Annotated in this window: 8 protein-coding genes; 7 read left to right on the top strand and 1 reads right to left on the bottom strand. The window is 55.8% G+C overall.

Going from position 1 to position 18,440, the window contains the following annotated elements; genetic code table 11:
* Positions 1 to 207 precede the first annotated feature (207 nt).
* The 4 genes from CFE428DRAFT_RS21265 (at position 208) to CFE428DRAFT_RS21250 (ending at position 5,318) form a co-directional block, all read left to right on the top strand.
* Entirely contained in the window at positions 208 to 2,757 is a 2,550-nt protein-coding gene (locus tag CFE428DRAFT_RS21265; RefSeq protein WP_237705540.1) for a tetratricopeptide repeat protein, read from the top strand.
* Positions 2,754 to 3,083 (top strand): FkbM family methyltransferase, encoded by a 330-nt coding sequence (locus CFE428DRAFT_RS39980; RefSeq protein WP_131990207.1) that lies wholly within the window; start codon positions 2,754 to 2,756, stop codon positions 3,081 to 3,083. The genes CFE428DRAFT_RS21265 and CFE428DRAFT_RS39980 overlap by 4 nt, the downstream gene beginning before the upstream one ends.
* 210 nt (positions 3,084 to 3,293) lie before the next feature.
* Complete coding sequence (locus tag CFE428DRAFT_RS21255) at positions 3,294 to 4,115, top strand: IS5 family transposase (RefSeq protein ID WP_006981711.1); 822 nt, start codon at positions 3,294 to 3,296, stop codon at positions 4,113 to 4,115.
* Between the two features lie 81 nt (positions 4,116 to 4,196).
* On the top strand, positions 4,197 to 5,318 hold the full coding sequence (locus CFE428DRAFT_RS21250) for an IS5-like element ISCfl1 family transposase (RefSeq protein ID WP_006981710.1): 1,122 nt from the start codon (positions 4,197 to 4,199) through the stop codon (positions 5,316 to 5,318).
* A gap of 134 nt (positions 5,319 to 5,452) precedes the next feature.
* Here CFE428DRAFT_RS21250 and CFE428DRAFT_RS21245 read toward each other — a convergent pair whose 3' ends face one another.
* Positions 5,453 to 6,016 (bottom strand): tetratricopeptide repeat protein, encoded by a 564-nt coding sequence (locus CFE428DRAFT_RS21245; protein ID WP_162145298.1) that lies wholly within the window; start codon positions 6,014 to 6,016, stop codon positions 5,453 to 5,455.
* A gap of 1,087 nt (positions 6,017 to 7,103) precedes the next feature.
* On the opposite strand from CFE428DRAFT_RS21245, the gene CFE428DRAFT_RS21240 reads away from it, so the two are divergent.
* From CFE428DRAFT_RS21240 to CFE428DRAFT_RS21230, 3 genes are all read left to right on the top strand, one after another.
* The gene (locus CFE428DRAFT_RS21240) at positions 7,104 to 9,587 is read left to right on the top strand and encodes an autotransporter outer membrane beta-barrel domain-containing protein (protein ID WP_042725492.1); all 2,484 of its coding nucleotides are present in this window, start codon (positions 7,104 to 7,106) and stop codon (positions 9,585 to 9,587) included.
* A 68-nt stretch (positions 9,588 to 9,655) separates the two neighbouring features.
* Positions 9,656 to 17,500 (top strand): RHS repeat-associated core domain-containing protein, encoded by a 7,845-nt coding sequence (locus tag CFE428DRAFT_RS34135; RefSeq protein ID WP_162145297.1) that lies wholly within the window; start codon positions 9,656 to 9,658, stop codon positions 17,498 to 17,500.
* Complete coding sequence (locus CFE428DRAFT_RS21230; RefSeq protein ID WP_042725491.1) at positions 17,497 to 18,042, top strand: DUF4240 domain-containing protein; 546 nt, start codon at positions 17,497 to 17,499, stop codon at positions 18,040 to 18,042. Before CFE428DRAFT_RS34135 ends, CFE428DRAFT_RS21230 begins: the two co-directional genes overlap by 4 nt.
* Positions 18,043 to 18,440 lie beyond the last annotated feature (398 nt).

Here is an 18,440-nt window from a genome sequence, read left to right as displayed (position 1 = left end):
ATTGGCCACAACTCGGAAAACATGCCCGAGTTGAACATTTTTGCCGCTCCAAGCGTCTGTCCATTCGTGGCGACAGCAGTGCGAAACTGCGGAACCCGCTAATAAGCCGGGGAAGGTTTGAATCTTCGTAAGCGTTCTTACTTTAGTACCATTCTTGACTGCCCCCTTACCCCATTCCACCGCTCCCCCCCAACGCCCACATTCCCTTTGCCTTTTAAACAGATTCACTCATCCTTTAACGCTGAGGCAATCTACATGCCAAATTTTTCGGTTCGAGAAGCTTTTGAATTAGCCCAGCAATATCACCGCGCTGGTTATTTTGATGAAGCGGCGATTTTTTACGGAAAGGTTGTCCAAGCTTGCCCCGACCATGTGAGGGCACTTCATTTTCTTGGCCTTCTGCGGGTCCAATTGGGAATGCATGAGACGGGCCAGGAATTGCTGCAAAGGGCGATCGCATTAAATCCGGAGGATGCCGCGGCGTATTCTAACCTTGGCAATTCGCTTGCCGCGCAGGGCCGGACTGACGAAGCGATCGCGGCTTACGACCACGCTATTCTTTTGAAACCCGATTACACAGAGGCTCACTACAATCGCGGGAACGCCCTGCGGAGCCAAGGTAAGCTCGAAGAAGCTCTTGCGGCCTTTTGCAAAGCGATCGTCCTCAAGCCGGAGTATGCGGAGGCCTACTACAACATGGGCATCACCATGATGGAATGCGGCAAACTCGACCAGGCTATAAACGCCTATGCCTGTGCAATTCGGTACAAGCCAGATTTCGCGGAAGCTCACAACAATCTCGGAAATGCGGAGGCCAGACGCGGACACTTCGAAAGCGCGGTTGCTGCATATCGCAGAGCCATTCAAATCAGGCCGAACTATGCAGAAGCTTTCAATAACCTGGGCACAGCTCTATCAAAGGCCGGGCAATCGGCCGAGGCGATCACGGCCTACCTAAATGCTATTTCATTAAAACCGCAATTCCCTGAAGCATACCATAATCTTGGAATGGCTCTCGCCGAGCAGCGTCGTCTCGAGGAAGCCACACAGGCATACCGTCGTGCGCTCGAACTGAATTCCAATGCTCCGCAGCCGTGGAACAATCTAGGCACAACGCTGATCGAACAGGGGTTGTTCACCGAAGGCGCAACGGCATGCAACCACGCGCTCGCACTTGATCCAGATTTTGCGGATGCCCAAAGTAATCTAGGCGTCGCCCTCGCGGGGTTAAACAGGTTCGCCGAGGCAATTGCTGCGTTTCGGTCAGCGCTCCAACTCCAACCTGACAATGCAACCGTGCATTTCAATTTGGGAAACGTTTTTAGAGACCAGAGGAACCTTGATCAAGCGGTCGACGAATATCAGCGTGCCCTCACCCTGGAGCCGATGTTTATGGAGGCCATAACCAATCTAGGGAACGTTTTCAGGGACTGCGGCAAAGTGAACGAAGCGCTGGCCATCTATCGTCGAGGCCTCTCGTCAAACTCGTCCGTTACGCACCTCCGCTCCAATATCATTTACACTTCCCTTTTCAGTCCCGACTGGAACGAAGAGCAAATCCGAGAGGAACAGCGTCTCTGGAATACTCAGATCGCAATTCCATCGCCCTCCACCGAACCCGCATACGAGGCAAATCGCGATCCTAGCCGAAGGTTGAGAGTTGCATACGTCTCTCCCGATTTTCGTGGGCATGTCGTAGGACAAAATCTCCTCCCCCTCTTCAGGCACCATGACCCAGAGAGATTTGAGATTTTTTGCTATTCAAATAGCAAAATGACCGACGGCATGACCGCACGATTGCGTGATCACACCTCCAATTGGTATAACATCGCAGACACCGGCGATGAAGATCTTTCATCCATGATTCGCGGAAATAACGTGGATATCCTCGTGGACCTTACCCAGCATATGCGTGGAAATCGACTGCGAACGTTTTCGCAGCGACCCGCTCCTATACAAGTTAGTTTTGCCGGATATCCAGAAAGCACCGGCGTCAGAGCGATCAATTATCGGATCAGTGATAAGTGGCTCGAACAAGGCGCGGCGCCGAACTCGGATGGTCTCCTCGTGAAGACTGCCGACTACGAACATGTCTATCTGATTGACAGCTTTTGGTGCTACGACCCGTGTGGCATCGAACTTGAAGCGAATGGCTCGTCAGCCGTTAACACGAACTGGATCACATTTGGCAGCCTGAACAATTTTTGCAAGGTGAACGAGCCGCTTCTCAAGTTGTGGGCACGAGTGCTCACAGCGGTGAATAACTCCCGCTTAATCATCCTGGCCCACGAAGGCAGCCATCGCCAACGAACGTCCGAGTTTTTCACACAAGAAGGCGTCGAGCCAGAGCGTATAGAATTCGTTACCCAACGCCCGCGTAAAGAATACCTGGAACTGTATCACCGCTTGGACATCGTCCTCGACACATTCCCTTACAACGGCCACACCACAAGCTTGGATGCGCTTTGGATGGGGGTGCCGGTAGTAAGCCTCTGCGGTGAACGGCCCGTTTCCCGCGCGGGCTTGAGCCAATTAAACAATCTCGGCCTGCCAGAACTGGTCGCATTCACCGAGGATCAATACGTTGAGATCGCCACGAAACTCGCAAACGACATTCCACGCCTGAGAGAACTCCGAGCTACACTGCGCCAACGAATGGAAAAATCGGTATTGATGGACGGCCCTCATTTCGCCCGACAGATCGAAGCCTGCTACCGTTCGATGTGGTGGCAGTGGTGTGAGAGCCAGAAAGCCTGAATTGGGTTAGCGAGTCCCGACGACGACGAGAAAGTCCTGTCTGCTGCGTCCTGGACGCACTCGACGGCGACACATATCTCTTCGCCCGCTTTTACGGGCGCGAATGCGTACGCATGAAAATCGACGCACAGGGATTTGAGTATAATGTCCTGCGCGGTTTCGGGGCCAAACTGCAAAACGTTCTGGGCATTCGATTGGAAACGCAGTTGCGGAGCCTTTACAAGGGGCAGGCCCTGTTTCGCGACATATATGAGTATCTGAAGTCGAACGGGTTTATCTTACGCGATGTTCGGATCACCTATCCATTTGAGTACGAGGTGGTCTAGTTGGAGGTATTCTTTTCACGAGATCCCCGACATGTGGCCGGAGGTAATTCCTCGCGTCCTCTTAGAATTTGGGAGTCGATCCACGTTGCTCCTCTGTGCCGGACCATCGTCTGGAAAAATGGCCGAGTCAACTGGCTGAGGCTTCCGGCCTAGAGCCTGTTATGCACTTTTTGCTGGTACGAGTGAATGGTTTAGCTTTGGAAGCTGGGGATGGCCGAAACCTCCAAAGATTACACGACCCATTATCCGAGCGACGTGAGCGATGCGGAGTGGGAATTTTGTGCACCGTATGTGACCTTGATGGATCCAGAAGCGCCGCAGCGAGAATATCCCTTGCGGGCACTCCTCAATGGCCTGCGCTATGTGGCCAAGACCGGTGTGCAGTGGCGCTATTTGCCGGCGGATTTTCCGCCTTATCACGCGGTCTATCAGCATGGACGGCGCTGGCTGCGCGCCCAAGTCTTCGAGAGCCTCGCCGCCGATCTGCGCAAATTGCTGCGCCTGTTGCAGGAGCGAGCCGGCGCGCCCAGCGCGGTGATTCTCGATGGACGCACTTTGCAGTCGGTCCCCGAGAGCGGTGCCCGGGCCGGTTACGACGGCTACAAACGCAAACGCGGCTCGAAAGTTCATGCGGCCGTGGACACCTTGGGTCATCTGCTCGCGCTGACCGTCACCCCAGCCAACGAGCAGGAGCGTGCCCAGGTTGGCGAATTGTGCCGGCAGGTCCAGGAAGCCAGTGGGCAGACGGTGCAGGTCGCTTTTGTCGATCAAGGATACACCGGTCAAGCAGCCGCGCAGCAGGCCCAGGAGCACGGCATCGACTTGTTGGTCGTCAAACTGGAGGAAACCAAAAAGGGCTTTGTCCTGCTGCCCCGCCGATGGGTCGTCGAACGCACCTTTGCCTGGCTGGGGCGCTTCCGCCGTTTGGCGCGAGACTATGAACGGCTCAGTCAAACTTTGGCCGGATTCAACTGGATCGCCGCCGTCTCCCTCATGCTCAGCGGACTCTTCGCCCTTCTCCAAAGTGCATAACAGGCTCTAACAGGCTGCTGAAAAAAGAAGGAGTTCGTCAGAAAAAGTACAACCTTACCTGCGCGAGCGGGTTGGTCAGGGATGCGAGGACGTTCCACTGCCCAAACCAGCCTGATTACTTTGCTCAACGTCGAGAGCCGGATTCCGGAGCGGCATCCGATTCGCGAGATCAAGCGTCTGATCGGGAAAGTCTTTCGGGAATTGGATAGTTACTTTGATGATCTTTATGCCGAGGGCGGGCGGAGCTCGATTCCGCCGGAGCGCTTGTTGGGCGCCAAAGTATTGATGGCCCTCTATACGGTGCGCAGTGACCGGCAGTTTTGTGAGCGGCTGCGCTATGACCTGCTTTTCCAATGGTTTTTGGAGATCAATCCCGATGAAGAGGAAGCGATCTTCGATGCCAGTAGCTTTAGTAAGAACCAGGAGCGGCTGATCCGGCATGCCGCCGCGGAAATCTTCTTCGCCCGGGTGGTGGAGTTGGCGCGCGCGGGACGCTGGGCGAGCAACGAGCACTTCAGCGTGGACGGAACCCTGATCGAAGCGTGGGCGAGCATGAAGAGCTTTCGCCCGAAGGACGAGCCGCCGCAGGGCCCTGGAGCAGGCAATCCGTGGCAGGACTTCCATGGGGAGAAACGCAGCAATGACACCCATCAGAGCACGACCGATCCGCAGGCGAAGTTACTGCGCAAGGGTGCGGGCAAAGAAGCCAAGCTCTGCTTTGCCGGTCACGCGGTCATGGAGAATCGCACTGGCTTGTGCGTGCACTTCGAGGTCACGCCTTCGGTGGGGGTGACCGAGAGCGGCCAAGCGCTGGCGCAAATCCGGGAATTGCCCGACCGGGAGTTTGCGCCCCGCACGGTGGGAGCGGACAAAGGTTACCACAGCAAGGACTTCGTCCAGGGTTGCCGCGAACTGGGGGTGGCCCCGCACGTCGCCGAAGTCAAAGACCGACGGGTTGAAGGCTTTGATGGGCGAACGAAAAAGAAGGGCTACCAAACCAGTCAGCGCATCCGCAAACGGATCGAAGAAATCTTCGGCTGGATGAAAACCACCGGCGGGTTCCGCAAGACGCGCTATCGCGGTGTGGAGCGGACCCACTTTTGCGGGCAAATGGTGGTAGCAACCTACAACTTACTGCGCCTGGCCAAACTCAACTTGGAAGCGATGATGGCGGCCCCACCACCCACGGAGGTGGGCGCGTGAGCGCCCGGGTGTGGCGGAGTGCGCCCGGAGTTGGCGCACGGGGCGAGAAAACGCGGTGCACGGCCACCGCAAAACGCAAAAACTAACCTCTTTTCGTGAATTTGAGTGGCCTCACCTCAAAATTCCCCGCTTTTTCAGCAGCCTGCTAATTCTCCGAGTTCCCGCAACGCGTTGCCAAAATTATTGTGGGCCTCCGCGAAATTGGGTTTGAGAGCGATCGCGCGACGATACGCGCCGAGTGCCTCGTTGAGGTTTCCTGTTTGTGCAAGTGCGGCGCCGAGATTGCTGAATGCGTCTGCAAAATCGGGATTGAGGTGAATGGCGCGACGCAGAGCGAGAATCGCTTCTTCAAAGTGCTTCTGATGAAGAAGTATCACCCCGAGGTTTCCGTAAATCTCCGCCGAGGCGGGACATTTTTGGGCCGCTTGTCGCAACGTGATTGCTGCGTCTTCCAATAGCCCTTGGGCGCACTTAACCTGGGCGAGACTGGAATAAGCGGCCATATTGTTGGCATCTATAGCGATGGATTGCTGAATCCAATCTGTCGCGAGATCGTTGCGGCCCACCTGGTGGGCAAGAACCCCTAAAAGATGCAGTGCCTCTGCATGACGAGGCTGCAACGCCAGGATCTGGCGGTAAAGTTGCTCGGCTTCCGCCAATCTCCCGGCCCTGTGGTGGTGGCGAGCGACTTCCAGCATGTCGTGGACTGTTACGGGGCGCATTCGATAGAATTTACCAACCATAGTTTGCGGCGCCCAAACGCAAGTGAATTCGGGGGGCCACGCCGAGATTGTTTCAGGCGTCGACGAATTCCAGTTTCAAGAGGAGCACCCGGTGGAAGGCCGCGACGGTGCCGTCCAGTTTCCCTGCATTTCGTAATGCATTGCCAAGGTTGTCGTGAGCAGAACTTTAGTCGGGTTGGAGGTGGACCGCGCGCTGACAAGATTGGACTGCCGCGGCCGTCTGCCCCATTTCGAAAAGGGCAAACATCCTGATTATTGTGAGCCTCATAGTGGTCCGGTTTGAATTCGATCAGGCTTCGTATGCCTTCGTCGCCTCGAGCAATTAAAAGCTGAAAGCCTCCCCAGCCAAATGGGCGTTTCGGGAAGGGGGTAGAGAAAATTCGGGAAAAGCATTCACTTCGGGGCAACTGCCAGCAATCGGGTCGATTCGGGCTTTTCTTCCACTGGCGAAGGAACGCAAAAACTCTATCCCGTGACTTAAATCTCAGCGACTAGCAGCAGTCACCATTTGGGCAGCAGCCCATGGTTGACTGCTCCTGTCTCCCCATGGTCTCGCAAGGCATCATGTCGCCGTTTGGCGACATTTTCCGCCAACGGCAAAATAATTGCAGAGTAATACCTACATAACATTTTTGATTAAAAATGGTTGACGGGATTGCGATCGATCGGATTAAATCCAGCCCGTTTCATGGAGGCCCATTACATAGATTGTAAGGCAAATGGTAAGATGGTCAACGTCCGGCGGACTTGGGGTGCTCCAGCTATTTCTTTGTTCCTCCTGCTTTTCCCTACGGAGTGTTTCCCTGCAGGAGAGGCTGGGCAATGAATCCGTTGCCCTTTCGCTTTCACACTCTTCGGAGCCGACTCGCCGGTTGTTCCTCAAGGTTCTTCGGCTGCGTGCCCTGTCTGCAGAAGCCCCCACACCGCAGCGCCCCGTCTGGCAGTCTCCCCGGCAACACCCAACGTCCTTCGCGCACCTATGTTCACTCCACTGCGTAATCAACTCCCGCTCGTTACGATTGGTACTTCATTTCTCCATACGATGATGACCTCCACGCCCTTTTTTCCTCGATGCTTTCCGGAGTCTAGCGCTTGGAAAGAGCCTCGCAACCGGGACGGCACTCTCCCGCGACGCCTCGCGGTGTATCTGGCCTTGGCTGTCGTGCTTCTCGGCTTTTGTTCCTTGGAGGCGAGGGCGCAGACCTATGGCCCGCCGAAGATCGTCTATGGAAGTGATTTTGTCAGTTATACCGGGACGACGGATTATTTGGTTGTTCCCATCAACGGCGAAGATGTCACGCTCTACGGAGATATTTACGATAGCAACTGGATCGTTGATTCGTCGTATAATGTTTACGATAACAATGGTACTTGGTACGGGATCTACGACCCTTCGAGCCACCAGATAGGTCCCCAACCGTCCGCGGCGTTTGCAGTGGCGGCGGACGGCGTCACCTTCCTCGATAATTTACCCGGAATCACGGTCATTGATCACAGTCCGATTCAGGGTTGGGCCACTGCCGGCCCATTTTACAATGGGACGGCATATGTGGCTCGGTTGGAGAATATTGGCGCCACATTCTTTCAAGAAGGCTCTTCGCCTTGGTATTTTTATGACGGCTCCTCGAACGTCACCTTCGATGGGAGGGGGGAGTGGCCCGTTTCCAACGTTTTCATCGATCTCGCCCAGGCGATGTATGTGAACGGCCGTGAGTATGATTATGAGACGACGAGCTACTCGCCTGGTACGGGGAGCCTTTCCGAAAATGTCACCTATCTGGATTCGGCCACTGGCGAGACGGTGGGGATTACCCTTTCGGCCAATATTGGGGGTTCCAATACACTCTACTATTCGAGTTCTTCCATTTGGGGCTACTGGAATGGAACTTTGTTTACCGGGTCAATAGACCCGAGTTCCGGGGTCATTTCTGGTTTGCCGAGTTGGGTGGCCATCACCTTTTCGCCGGCAACCTTAAGTAGTACCAATGGGCCTGCGCTCATTTCCTGGGATAACCATCTGCTTTCATATTATTTCACTACAGCAGATGGAAAGAGCGTCTATTGGAATGCGGGCGACGGCAGTGGGGATTACACCGTGATAGTCGCTTCAGATGATACAGTAGTGGCGTTGCACGGTTCATTTTCTACCGGCGGAACGTGGACTTCTCCCGGGGTGTTTAATTTTCAGGGTGCGCCCGGCACGGCCGACATTCTAGCGCTGGATTCCAATGGCGATCTACTCCCAGGGGAACTTAGCTTGGGAATGACGTTTCTTTTTGGTTCCGACGGCCCCGGACACAATATTGTTGGAACGGGAGCGTCCATGTCGACGGTGTATACTTTTCGCCGACCTGCCTCTTGGGGCGTGAAATATGCCAATCTTTCGGACGGAGTTTATTTGGTGCAGGATGAGAACGGCAACTACACAGCTCCGCCCTACAAGTTCCAGGCGGCGTCTGGTGAAACGATGATCAACGCGATTGGCGGCTGGCCAGCGACGAATATCTATCCTCAGCAGCTTTACATTAACGGTATCATCTGCGCGATGGTTTCTGGGAGCCAGTATGATTCTGGTGCTGGTTTTCCGCGCAACGGTGGAGTCAGCTATCGGGCATCCGCGTATGATCTGACAGTGGTGTTGAGTTGGAATTGGGTGGATGCGAGCACGGGCTTTCAGGGGTTTGTGACCGGAAAGTATGGTCAGAGCAGTTCGTTCCAGGGAAATTGGGACGGTTTGATTGGTTTCACGAATGTGACGAATGGTGCGATAGTGAGCGTGTCGCCTCCGTCAAGCGTCCCTACGGATGGAAATCCGCCACAAATAGCGGTGAATGGTAGCGCGCTGAAATATGATTCGCTGGCATCAGCGGCCCTCACGAATGCGGGCACGCCTGGGGATGTGTATACGGGACCGCTGGGCCAAAGTCTGACGATTTATCAGAACGGCTCGGTCAGTTATGTTCCGGGTGCGGGAGCGGCCGCCATTACGGGCAGCTACAACGCGACGACCCACCAATTCGCCTTCGGCAGTGGGGGCGATACCGTGACCGTGACTGGTGCGGATGGCAGCAGCAACACGGCGACGATCACGGCCACGGATACTGGCGGGCACAATCTGGCGGCTTCGACTGGAGTATCGAATAGTGGCGGTTTTACCGACGTGGCCGGCAGCCTCGATGTGCATGGGAACAGCTTCACCTTGGGAAGCTGGTTGGACCTGAGCCAAGCTTCGAATCCCGGCCTTTTGCTCTCCTTTACGCCGCCCGCCGGCGGGCAACAGGCTTTGTTCCGTTTGGGTAGTTCGCTGGCTTCGGCGAATTGGATCTGGAGTCATGCGATAACCGATGGCTCCGCGAATCACCAAGCGGTCATGCAATTGGATTCGTCCAACCGGCTCTCGTTATTTGCCCCAACGGATGGCACGACCCCGACGATTATTTTCGATCCCGAAGGAGTGTCCTACATCAACGGCGCCATCCGGATTGCCCCGCAAGGGGACATCCTCATGGGCGACTTCGGCAATTAAGGTCGAAAAAACCAGCCTGGCATATGGTGCTCGTACGGATTCTTCGTTTTTTTGTCATCTGCTTGGTCATGGCGCAACTGATCGTGCCGCAATACGCGGCGACGATCCCGGGTTGGTGGGTGGATGATAGCGCCCAGACACGCATCATTGGCGCGGGGGCGGCGCCGAGTAATTTTGCGCCGGCGAATCTCGGCCAGCTAAAGTATGTCGCCAGCCAGGCCAAGAAGCATCTCGACCAGAAGCTGGCGGCGGTCGGCGGAGCGGGCAATGAAATCAATGCCTTGGTGGCCGGCTTTGAGCCGCGGGCGGGGCAGAATTACACCCCGGAGCAAATCGCCGCGTTTCGCGCGGCCAACTACGCGCCGATTAATCTAGGTCAACTCAAAGCCGTGGTCGCCCCGTTTTACCGGCGGCTGCTGGCGGTGGGTTACAACACCCAATTCAATCTCATCCTGCACGGCTATCCGGGCACTTGGGCTTATGACTATCCCTGGAATCCGAACGATCCGTGGAACCAGGCCGGGGCGGGGGACAAGACTCCGAATTACGTCATGGCCAATATCGGCCAGTTGAAGATGGCGTTTAGTTTTGACGTGGCTCTGAATTCGGACGGCAGCCTTCTGCCGGCGATCCTGCGGTCGATCGAAGGCGGGATGTCGAACCCGAATGCGCATCCCGGACGGCTTGGCAATGGAGGGAATACTGCACTGCCTCCCACCTACGGGACTGCTTCGCCGGGAGGGGGCGGCGCAGGCCCGCAACTCGATCCGAATCCCGATGGTTCCATTCCTGACACGGGCAAGAGTAAACTGGTTCCACCGGTTTTGACGGTAAGTGGCACCTTAAACACTGACTTCGATACGGGGATTACCACCTATGATCCGACGATGGCCGATTTGGAGTGGACTGTGTTCCAAAGCACGGCTGTCTCTGTCACGGTTCTGCGTAGTACGGGAGTTGACGGATGGGAAACGGTGGGTGCGGCTGACCCGTCGACGGTGGATTTTTATGACGGAGATCGCCTTGCGAATCAATCTTATACCTATAAGATCGTCGTAACTTTGGCCGATGGGAAGACCGTTGCTTCAGACAGCGTTGCGTTCTCAGTCCCGTTCTTTAAAGGTTGGCTTTCGCAGACGAATAACGTTACCCGTGGGAACCCTGGCTTCAAGAGTTTTGCGGGAACTCCGGTTACACATTATCTGAAACGCGATACCGAAGAGGAAGACACGCAAAAGCCGGATAGCGATACTACTATCACGGAAAGCGGCAGCTCGATAGAAACGATGTCCCTCGACGGCTCAATAACATATAACACCGGTAACAACGAAACTTATACGGAAATTGTAAAAAGTCAAAATTCCACCAAGGAAACCGACGGTTCCGCGACTCAAAATCAAGACGGAACTTGGACGGGGACGTTGGACGGATCTGACTGGGGCGGCTTTGATTTGTTAGAGCAAATCGGGCTTGGGACAGAAACTACGACGCAAACACACTACGAGTATGAATTGACGGGAGGGGGAACAGGAAATAGCCAAACTCTGACAGTCGATCTGGACAACGAGTATACTCCGGACCAATTTTTCCAGGATACGATTCAAAATTCTGCCGTCTATGCCGACTCCCGGGACTGGACGGCTGGCTATGCGCCAACCTTTCGGAGCAGAAATACCGACAATGATCAAATCGGTTTCGGTCAAAACTATTACAAAGCCAGCCTCTGCCCATCTGCGCCGGCGAGTTTGAAGGTATACAAGATCTTTGTGCAGTTACCACCGCCTGGACTGGATCCCGAGGATTTTCAGACGTGGAACGATAATCCGCCGCCTCCGCAGATCGTGGGAACTGACACAATCACCGGCGGAACGAACACGGAGAGCGGTGTGATCGGCATCGACCCTACGACTAAGCCAGACGTGTTTAAGCCGGACGGCGCCATAGGCACTTATTGGCTTACCACTGGAATCAACCTGGCCGGAACGGGCTACGTCGGCGATCCCAGCTCTCCCGACCCCAACGCGGTTACTGCCGTCGTTCTGAACTCGCAAATGCGCAAGACCGTCTCGCCGGTGGTCCGGTCGCCGGATGCAACTGGCCAAAATGGGCTGAATGGGACGGTTGACGTCGAAACCGTGGCCGCGGTCGGAGGCACTTGGACGGTGCAAATCTCCGATCCCGGCGACTTCGCTGTCACTGACGCTTCGGGAAACCCCGTTTACGATGGGGAGGTCTTCAAGACAGCGCCGCATTTGATAGTGACGCCCGATGGCTGGGCGGCGGTGGGGGAATCGGTCACGATTACGGTTTCTCAAGACTGGGCGGGAGTAGACCTCGGCACGGACCATGTCACTTTCACGAAAGTCGCCACTGTCGGAGACACTCCTCCGTCTCCTAATGTCTACACCGTACCCTTCGACGAAGCTTCGGGCTCACGCTATCGCAAGATCGGTTTGAACGGACGTCCTTTGGCGGATGAAAAACCGCAACAAACGGCGGAGTCCGACGAAGAAAAAGAAGAAACGTATATTGATGCTCTTACCCTTGAGTTGCGGCACTCGACCACGGATGTCTACGTGCCCTTGGCTGGAAGCGATCTGACCCTTTCGGCCCGTCGCGACACCTCTTCCGAGGTATGGAACATGAAGAGCGGTCTTCGGCCGCACGAGCGCTTCGACCGCCCATTTGGAGCGGGATGGACTTCCAATCTCGGCGCACACAAAGAGGTCGGTGTGGGTTCTGATCGAGTTGCCTATACCTCTGTGGTGGACCAGAATGGCGCCCGGCACCGCTTTGTCCGCGTCGGCACCGGCGGTGGGCAGGCTTACGTCCCCATTCCCTCCGATAGCCGCGAAAATAGCGACTATTTGACCACGCTTTCTTCGGACGGAGCCACGTTTACCGATCGATACGGAACGAAAATCGTCTTTTCGACGGAGGGGATCACGCAGGACATCAAGGGGGACCGCGATGCTGGAACCGGTGAGACTGTGACAATTTCTTATCCTGTTTTGACCATTACCGATCGCTTAAGCAATACATTGACCTACGCCTATCCCCCAAACGCGACGACGCTAATCCCACAGACGATCACGTCAAGTTCGGGTTTGGTCCTTTCCATTGACCAGGATGCCAGTGGGCACATCACCCATGTTTGGGACCCGAACGGGAACCAATATTCCTATGGGTATAAAACCCTTCAGTACACCTACAACGACATCATTTTTAACGAAACCGTTTTGTCCAGCGTGACCGGTCCGGACGGCCAGGTCACCAATTACGATGCTGCTCTAACTATCGAGCCAGACCAGTCGCCGATCGATGTCACGCAGAGTCATCCGACCGACAAGTATCATATCGATGTTACGAAAATTACCGATCCCAACGGGAATGGGTATGAATTTACCTACGCATTCGACAATACTCGCTTTGCTTGGGACACCCAAAGCGGTCCCTTTCAGGAGACGGGTGGTTCTTCGTATGTGACATCGGTTTTACTTCCAGGAGGGCTGGGGCACGCGACGTTTTCGAAAGGTGCGTCGAAAGTGGCCCTGGTACCGCCAGTGAATGGCCAGATCCAGATGGTTTTGTCTGATGACAGTCTCCGTGAGTCAGTGATAACGGATGCCGGCGGAAATGGCATTACCTATTCGTGGGGAGGAGGCACGATCTTCACCGTGGGAGAACTCGTGAGCACTGGGCCGCCACCGAGAGTGGTATTCTACCAATCCATGAGCATCGATTATGGGGGTGGCAAGGGCGAGTCGTTTCAGTTCGATCCCAAGGCTGGTTTGGCGCTGGCCGCGGTGACTGATCTCAGTACGAACACGACGAGCTATGCTTATACGGAACAATATTCCGCTCCCGCCGGAGGTCTTTATGCGTCTGTTTTCCCCTGGGCCGGATTTGCCACCTTCTATCCGGATCCGACTTCGCAAACCGATGCGGCGGGGAACACCAAATCATTTACCTATGGGCCCTACCGGATCATGGCCTCGGTCACGGATGAGAATGGCCGCAAGAAAGCCTACGACATAGACCCCTCCGGACGGCGGACGAGCGAATACGTCTATCAACACGGTGACGACACCCCGCTGGTGCAGGAGACGGATTTTGCCTACAGCGACACTTTCCCGGGCGTCGTAACCCTAAAAACCGTGCGCAGCTTTGGGGAGGCGGATTGGGTGCATGATTTGGTCACGCAATATGTCCTCGATGGGAATGGGCGTGTGCAGCAGGAAGTCGTGGATCCCGACGGCTTGAAACTGACGACTTCTTACACCTACGATAACAACGGGAATAAGATTTCGGCGACGGATCCGAGAGGGAATACTACCGGTTTCGAATACGATGCACGAAATCGGCTGACGAGGGTCGTGTATGCTGATGGTTCGGCAAAAACGATCGAGTACTATGCGAATGGAACAAAATGGCATGAGGTAGATGAAAATGGCCATCAAACCAGTTTTGCATACGACGCCCTGAATCGGGTGACCCTACAAACCCGGACCGTGGCCGCCGGTGACGTCGTGACGCAATACGGTTATAGGAATGCCGTCGAACCCAAACAATCGGTTATCGACCCGGATGGTAACCAAACCACGTTTGGATATGACGGTCTGATGCGTCTGACCTCGGTTACGGACGCTCTTAACCATACCACCACTTACGATTATAGCGGTCCAAATTCAGGTTCCCACGCCTTCGACAGTTCCGGGTTCAAGCCGACGACGATCCAGGATCCGCGCGGCTATGTGACGACGATGACCTATGATCAGCTGTATCACGCCACGGGTAAGAGCGTTCAATACCGGCTGACTCCGCCACTGTTTTCCGCAACTACTACCGGTTATGACAATGTGGGCAATCCCACCTCGGTGGTTGACCCGCTCCTGCATACGACGACGACGGATTTCGATGCGCTGAATCGGCCGACGCATGTGAAATATGCGGACAATACGGAGACATTTGCGACCTACACCTCCACGGGCCTGAAGTGGTTGGTCCAGGATGAGCTGGGAAATGTGACCGAGACGCAGTATGACGCTGCCGGCCGGCCGGTCGAGGTGCTCGGACCGGCCGTGGACGATGGGTTGAACCCCGAACAGGTCGATCGGACCGGACACCTGAAGCAGCCGACGACCCACACGGGTTATGACGATGCCGGCAACGTCATCTCGACGAAGAACCCCTTGGGTAATGAATGGGACTACGTCTACGACGTCCGCAATCGCAAGATCGAGGAAGACCAGCCCTCCGTGACGAATGCGGAGAACGGGGCAGCCTCGCGACCGACGATTTACACCGGTTACGATTACGTGGGGAATGTGCTTTGGGTCCAGGATGCACGTGGGTTTACCACGGAGACGGCCTACGACGAAGCCAACCGACCGGTGACGGTGACGGCGCCTCCGGTGTTGCTGGTGGGAGGGGCGCAAGCTGTCCGTCCCGCGACGACGAAGGGCTATGATGCCGTGGGCAACGTGCTGACGGTGACGGACGCCAACCATCATACGACCACGAACACGTATGATTTTGTCAATCGTCTGCAAACGACCACCGACGCCGCGAATATCACCGTCACCTATGGCTACGATGAGGTTGGCAACCGGATTTCGGTCAAGGACGGGCTGAATCAACAGACGACCTTTGCCTACGATGGCTTGAACCGGAATACGACGACCACCGATGCGGCCGGGAAAACGACCACGCTGGGCTACGATGCGCTCAACAAGGTCTCGCGCACCGATGCGCTGGGGCAACTCACCAGCTATGGCTACGATCTGCGGAATCGGCTGACTTCCGTGACCTACCCGGCGCCGGGGACGGATAATCGGACGTATGGCTACGATCTGACGGGTAATCTGTTGTCGGTGACCGAACCGGCGAAGGGCAGCACGGCCGACGCCGGCTACACTTACGATGCCCTGCACCGGGTATTGACCGAGACGAGCAATGGCGCGACGCACACCTATCGCTACGACCTGGCCGGCAACCGGCTGGGGGTGCAGTATGGGCTGGCCGGTGGCGGCAATGGACGGCTCATCTTCTCCACCTACGATGCGCTCAATCGTCTGAGTACCTTGACCGAAGGGGCCCGCGCGACGACCTACGGTTACGACTTGGGCGGGAATGTGGTCATCAAGACGCTGCCCAATGCCGATGCCGTGACGACGTCTTACGACGGCCTTGGACGGGCGTATGAGGAAGAGGGAGTTTCCGCCCGGGGGACTCTCTACCATTACCTGTCGCTCTGCGACGGGGTGGGCAACCTGCGCAGTTCGACCGAATACACCGCCGGGGTCGCCCCGCGCACGGTGAGCATGGGCTACGACAATGCCGACCGGTTGACCAGCGAGGTCATCACCGGACCGAGCGGCCAGTTGGTGAGCAACATCAGCTACGAATACGACGCGGCCAACAACCGCTTCAAGAAGACGGCCAATGGCGTGGTGGCGACCTATACCTACAACAATCTCAACCAGCTGACCACCTGGAGCGATACCGCCGGCAAGGGCGCCTCCTACGGTTACGATTTCAATGGCAACCGGATATCGCGGACGGTGAGCGGCACGACCGACGTTTATCGCTACGACGTTGAAAACCGCTTGGTGAGTCTGAGTCTCTCAACTCTCAACCCTCAACTCTCAACCGTCCCCGGCACCTACAGCTACGTCTACGACTACCGCACCCGGCGGGTAGCGCGGACGGAGAATGCCAGCACGACGCAAATGGTCTTCAGTGGCGGGACCAGCGTCCAGGAATACTCTCAACTCTCACCGCTCACCTCTCAACTTTCCGTAGAGTACGTGCGGGGCAGCGATTGGGGCGGCGGAGTGGGCGGCGTCCTCTACAGCATGCGTGGCGGCAACCCGAGCTACGACCACTACGACCGCCGCGGTGATGTCACCGCTCGGACCGACAGCAGCGGCGCCGTCACCTGGCAGGCCAGCTACGAAGCCTTCGGCACCCGTCCCGCCGAATTCGGCACCACCCAGGATCGCCAAAAGGCCAACACCAAGGAAGAAGACCCCACCGGCCTGCTTGATGAGGGCATGCGCTACCGGGACCTCGAGACCGGCACCTTCATCACCCGCGATCCGGCCGGCTTCATCGACGGCCCGAATGTGTATGCCTATGTCCGACAGAATCCTTGGACCAGGTTTGATCCAGAGGGGTTGGCGGAAGAAACAATTGGACAAGTTTATACGGCTATCAATCACGAGTCGAAGGAGTTGTATGTTGGCCAGGTGAATGGGCCGGGTGTTATGGCCGAGGGAGGAACTCCATCCAGACACGAGAACTCAAGACATCAGGCCAGGGAGTTGCTGGATAAAGAGGGTACCATCAGGACCTATGACGATGTTGTCGTGGATGATAAATGGAAGCAGGTTGCGAAGGAGAACGGGATTCCCGAGAATTCCGCCCGTGCGAACACCGTGAAATCCATGGAACGAGCGCAACTGGAAGCAGCCATGGAGAAGTATCCCGACTACAAAGTCATCAACAAAATCGGTGAGGAGGAGGGCAGCCTGGGCAAAGGCATTATCGGTGAAGAAAAGGCGGCGCAATACACCGAGATGTTCGAACCCAAGATGGCCGGAAAACCGCGGACTGAAGTCAATATCGAAGGCAAATGGACGGCGTCTGAAAAGGTGCGACTAAAGCCAGGACGAGGCACCGCTTACGGGCTGGCAATAGGATTGGCATTCATGGTTGCTGGTGAGGTGACTGGAGGAAATCAGGCCGCAGCGGATGAAATTCACGAGCAATTGCAAATGTATCAACGTAATCCCAACCCGGCAACCGGAGCGTACCTCGGAGTATTGGTTGGAAATGCGTTTGGGGCGCCGGATTCGGTGACGCTGATGCTGCAGCAGTCATTCATGAAACACGCGGAAAACTCGCAATGAACGAAAAATTATTCTGGAGACTTATAGGTGAGGCTGTTGCGTCGCCTAATCCTTATACCACATTGGAGAAGTCCCTTGAGCCAATGCAACTGGAGGAATTGCTGGAGTTCATTCAAATTTATTCGCGCTGTGAGGAGGCCTTGTTTACACCGGCACATTTGACCGCCGCTTTTCTACTCCATGAGGGGACGCTGGATGACGAAGATTTCGGCGTGTACACTGAAGGAGTTGTGGGTGCGACAAATGCTGCGTATTTGGACGTTAAAGAAGATCCGGACAAACTGCTTGATTACTCAATTTACAAGACAGTCTTGAACCTTGATAGCCATCCCTTTGCGTCAGCGCCAGTCGCAGTTGGAAAGCGCAAATTTGGTGCGCAGTGGAGGGACGAATCAAAAAAAGAGCGCTGGAAGGTGCTGCCGACCGACTATGATCGCATCGAGCTAGGCGGCAAGAAAGGCGTGGACATAATCACTCCGGACTTAGCGAAGCGGCTCGTGCCGCGGTTGTATGAGATTTACGGTTCAAGGTGTGACTGGTGAACATCGATGTCTTACGGGGCAGCTTGATGAAGCCTGAGCGATGGCGATGCCGGAGAAAATAGGGGTCAGAGAAAATAGGAAAATAGCAAATAGGGGTCAGGCGACATTTATTGGTGCGCCCGTGAAGGGAATGCCAACGCGGGTGAGAGTCCCGCCGGTGCAATTAGACGGTTCAGCACCGAAGACCGTGCCAACGTAAGCGGTATCCGTGGCTCCATGCGGATTTGGTTGACGACGCAATCGATCGGCGGGCTCGCGTAGATTGCATAGCTTCACGCTATGCAACTTATGATGCGGCCTTGAGGTCGGGCGCTTGGCGCTGGGCCTTGGCCCAAGCCTGCGGGGTGATGCTGGGAACCTCGGTGATGAGCATCTTGGGCAGGCGGGTGAGCACGTCG

The organism is Chthoniobacter flavus Ellin428 (assembly GCF_000173075.1).
Classification (GTDB): Bacteria; Verrucomicrobiota; Verrucomicrobiia; order Chthoniobacterales; family Chthoniobacteraceae; genus Chthoniobacter; species Chthoniobacter flavus.
This window is presented reverse-complemented; position numbering and strand designations above follow the sequence as displayed.